The 3,495-nt window shown below is 72.4% G+C and carries 4 protein-coding genes; 3 read left to right on the plus strand and 1 reads right to left on the minus strand.

Going from position 1 to position 3,495, the window contains the following annotated elements; all coding sequences use genetic code 11:
• Positions 1-60 precede the first annotated feature (60 nt).
• Positions 61-1,284, minus strand: a complete 1,224-nt coding sequence (locus ACTIR_RS0118905; protein ID WP_199285653.1) for an NAD(P)-dependent malic enzyme — start codon at positions 1,282-1,284, stop codon at positions 61-63.
• Positions 1,285-1,580: 296 nt separating this feature from the next.
• Here ACTIR_RS0118905 and ACTIR_RS0118910 point away from each other — a divergent pair, with 296 nt between their 5' ends.
• From ACTIR_RS0118910 to ACTIR_RS0118920, 3 genes are all read left to right on the plus strand, one after another.
• Positions 1,581-2,201: a dTDP-4-dehydrorhamnose 3,5-epimerase family protein gene (locus tag ACTIR_RS0118910; RefSeq protein ID WP_026455446.1), complete on the plus strand. Its 621-nt coding sequence runs from the start codon at positions 1,581-1,583 to the stop codon at positions 2,199-2,201.
• Between the two features lie 67 nt (positions 2,202-2,268).
• Positions 2,269-2,868, plus strand: a complete 600-nt coding sequence (locus tag ACTIR_RS0118915) for a histidine phosphatase family protein (RefSeq protein ID WP_026455447.1) — start codon at positions 2,269-2,271, stop codon at positions 2,866-2,868.
• 92 nt (positions 2,869-2,960) lie between these two features.
• Positions 2,961-3,452: a GNAT family N-acetyltransferase gene (locus ACTIR_RS0118920; protein WP_026455448.1), complete on the plus strand. Its 492-nt coding sequence runs from the start codon at positions 2,961-2,963 to the stop codon at positions 3,450-3,452.
• Positions 3,453-3,495: the final 43 nt, after the last annotated feature.

The raw sequence follows: 3,495 nt of genomic DNA on the forward strand, positions 1-3,495 counted from the left end.
CCCCGGTCCCGCGCGCGACGCCACACCCGGCGCGCACGCGGGACCCGGTGGACCGGACCGTTACGCCTCCCACTCCGGAGGGCCGGTGGCCACACCGTCCGACTCGGCGGCCTTCGCCACCGCGGCCGCCACCTCACCGGCCACCCTGGGGTCGAGCGGGCTCGGGACGATGTGGTCGGGCGCCAGCTCGTCGGCGGCCACCGAGACGATCGCCTCGGCCGCCGCCAGCTTCATGTTCTCCGTGATCGCCCGGGCACCGGCGTCCAGCGCACCCCGGAAGATTCCGGGGAAGGCCAGCACGTTGTTGATCTGGTTCGGGAAGTCGCTGCGCCCGGTCGCGACGACCGTCGAGTACCGGCGGGCGACGTCCGGATGCACCTCCGGGTCGGGGTTCGACAGGGCGAACACGATCGGATCGGGTGCCATCCTGCTGAGCAGGTCCTCGTCCACGTGGCCACTGGACAGGCCGAGGAACACATCGGCACCGTCGAGCGCCTCGGCGATGCCGCCGGTGAGCCCGCGGTTGTTCGTCGTCTCCGCGAGCTCGGCCTTGATCGGGGTCAGCCCCTCCCGGTCCGGGTGCAGGATGCCCTTCGAGTCGAGCAGGGTGATGTCGGCGACCCCGGCCGCCTGCAGGATCCGGGTGCAGGCCACCCCGGCGGCCCCCGCACCGGACACGACGACCCGCTGGTCGGCGATGGACCGGTCGAGCACCATGTTGGCGCCCCGCAGCGCGGCGAGCACCACGATGGCCGTGCCGTGCTGGTCGTCGTGCATCACCGGGCAGTCGAGCGCGTCCTTGAGCCGGTCCTCCAGCTCGAAACAGCGCGGCGCGGACACGTCCTCCAGGTTGACCGCACCGAACGAGGGCCGCAGCCGGACCAGTGTCTCGACGACCTGGTCGACATCGGTCGTGTCCAGCACCAGCGGGATCGAGTCCAGACCCGCGAAGGTCTTGAACAGCACCGACTTGCCCTCCATCACGGGCAGCGACGCCCGCGCCCCGATGTCACCGAGCCCGAGTACCGCCGTGCCGTCGCTCACGACCGCGACGAGGCGGTCGGCCCAGGTGTAGCGCCGGGCCAGCGTCTCGTCCTCGGCGATCGCGCGGCTCACCTTCGCTACCCCGGGGGTGTAGGCGATGGACAGGTCGCGCGCCTGCGCGATCGGGCGGGTCGCGGTCATCGAGAGTTTGCCACCCTCGTGACCGGCGAAGATGTCGTCGTCGCTCACCTGAGCTTGGGACACGTCAATCTCCAGGGCTGAAGAGAGAACGGGGGCCATCGACGATGGCATCCCCAGTGATGTGGGCTCGTACCACGGCGAGTACGGCGCTGTGGCGCCCGTCGCCGACGAGGCGTCCGTCGAGGCCGGTGCTGAGGTTCGGTCCGTCATCGCACCGTGGCCGCGGACGCGGCGGTTCGTCCAGTGTGCCACTCCGGCCGCCCCCGGTGTCGCGGGGGTGCGGTCGACGTCACAGAACCGTGACCGATATTCGCTGGTCAGGACCAAAAACACAAGACGAACGTCCGGCTTGACGGGCTTCCCGGCCGCGGGAGTGCCGCCGCTATGCTCGCGGCATGGACGTGCGCGAGCTGCCCGTGGCCGACGCCTACGAGTTCGTCCCCCCGGTCTTTCCCGACCGGAGGGGCCTGTTCGTCGCACCGTTCCAGGAGCCCGCGTTCCTCCGCGCCGTCGGCCATCCGCTGTCGGTGGCGCAGACGAACCACAGCGTCTCGCACGCGGGTGTCGTCCGTGGTGTGCACTTCGCCGACACACCCCCGGGTCAGGCGAAGTACGTGTACTGCCCCCGCGGCGCGCTGCTCGACGTCGTGGTGGACGTGCGGGTCGGGTCCCCGACGTTCGGCAGGCACGCGGCCGTCCGGCTGGACAGCACCGACTTCCGGGGCGTCTATCTCGCCGAGGGCCTCGGCCACGCCTTCCTCGCGCTGGAGGACGACACGGTCCTGGCCTACCTGTGCTCCACCGGGTACAACCCCGCCGCCGAGCACGGCGTGAACCCGCTGGATCCGGCCCTGGGACTGCCGTGGCCCGCGGACACGGAGCCCGTGCTGTCCGACAAGGACGCCGCCGCACCCACCCTGGCCGAGGCCCGGCGGGACGGGATCCTCCCCCGCTACGAGGACTGCCTGGCCCGCTACGACGCGCTGCGGGCCGCGTACGCGCCGTCCGGCGCGTGAGGCACCGCCCGCGACAGGCCACCCGATCAGGCACCCACGATCGGGTGTGGGCGACTATATTGCGGGCGTGATCGCCGGCCCGCACGAGCACCCGTTGTTCCTCCTGCGCCACGGGCACACCGAGTGGTCCGCCACCGGCAGACACGCCGGGCGGACCGATCTGCCGCTGACCGCGGTCGGTGAACGGCAGGCCCACGCCGCGGGGCGGACCTACGCGCTGATGTCCGACGACTCGTCGGCGGTCGTGCTGAGCAGCCCCCTGCGCCGTGCCCGGCACACCGCCGAGCTCGCCGGTCTGGAGGTCAGCGAGGTCAGCGAGGACCTCGTCGAGTGGGACTACGGCGACTTCGAGGGGATGACCACCCCGGAGATCCGGGAGCGGGTCCCGGGCTGGACGGTGTGGACGCACCCGATCCCGGGTGGGGAGAGCGCCGACGCGGTCCGCGCCCGGGCCGACCGGGTGCTGGGCCGCCTGCGGTCGACCCTGTCCGACCGTCCGGTGGTGCTGGTCGGCCACGACGACTTCGGCCGGGTCCTGATCAGCCGCTGGCTGGAGCTGGACACCGCGGCGGGGCGCTTCTTCCGGTTCGACCCGGCCAGTATCACCGTGCTGGGAAGCCAGCGGGGCGTTCCGCAGATCCGCCACCTGAACGTTCCGCCGTCCTGACGGCCGGGGACACCCCGAACCGGGCGACATCCGTGCCGGACGCGGAGTTCTAGGCTCACGGGGACCCGTCACCCGCCGCCGAGGAGCCCTCCGTGGACCACCGCATCCGCCGTGTCCGGGACGCCGACGTCGAGACCGTCGTCACCCTCGTCCATGAACTCGCCGAGTACGAGAAGGCCCCGCAGGAGTGCCACCTCACCGCCGGGCAACTGCGCACCGCGCTGTTCGGCCCCGCGCCCGCCCTCTACGGGCACGTCGCGGAGGTGGACGGCCGGATCGTCGGGTTCGCCCTCTGGTTCCTCAACTTCTCCACCTGGCGCGGCGTGCACGGCATCTACCTCGAGGACCTGTTCGTGCGTCCGGAGGCCCGGGGAACCGGCCTCGGCAGGGCGCTGCTCGCGGCGCTGGCCGGGGAGTGCGTCCGCCACGGGTACGCGCGCCTGGAATGGTGGGTGCTCGACTGGAACCCGGCCGTCGGGTTCTACACCTCGCTCGGGGCCGAGGCGATGGACGAGTGGACCGTGTACCGCCTCACCGACGAACCCCTCCGCAGGCTGGCCGCCGACCCGGCCGGGCCGGCGTGATCCGGCGGGACCGACCCGGCCGGTCCGGGAAGCCGGTCCGGGC

It is taken from the genome of Saccharomonospora iraqiensis subsp. iraqiensis (genome assembly GCF_000430445.1).
GTDB classification, from domain to species: domain Bacteria; phylum Actinomycetota; class Actinomycetes; order Mycobacteriales; family Pseudonocardiaceae; genus Saccharomonospora; species Saccharomonospora iraqiensis.

Excerpts from the sequence above, each read along its gene's own strand:
- ACTIR_RS0118905 (WP_199285653.1), bottom strand. The coding sequence starts at position 1,284 with ATGGCCCCCGTTCTCTCTTCAGCCCTGGAGATTGACGTGTCCCAAGCT.
- ACTIR_RS0118910 (WP_026455446.1), top strand. The coding sequence starts at position 1,581 with ATGGACGTGCGCGAGCTGCCCGTGGCCGACGCCTACGAGTTCGTCCCC.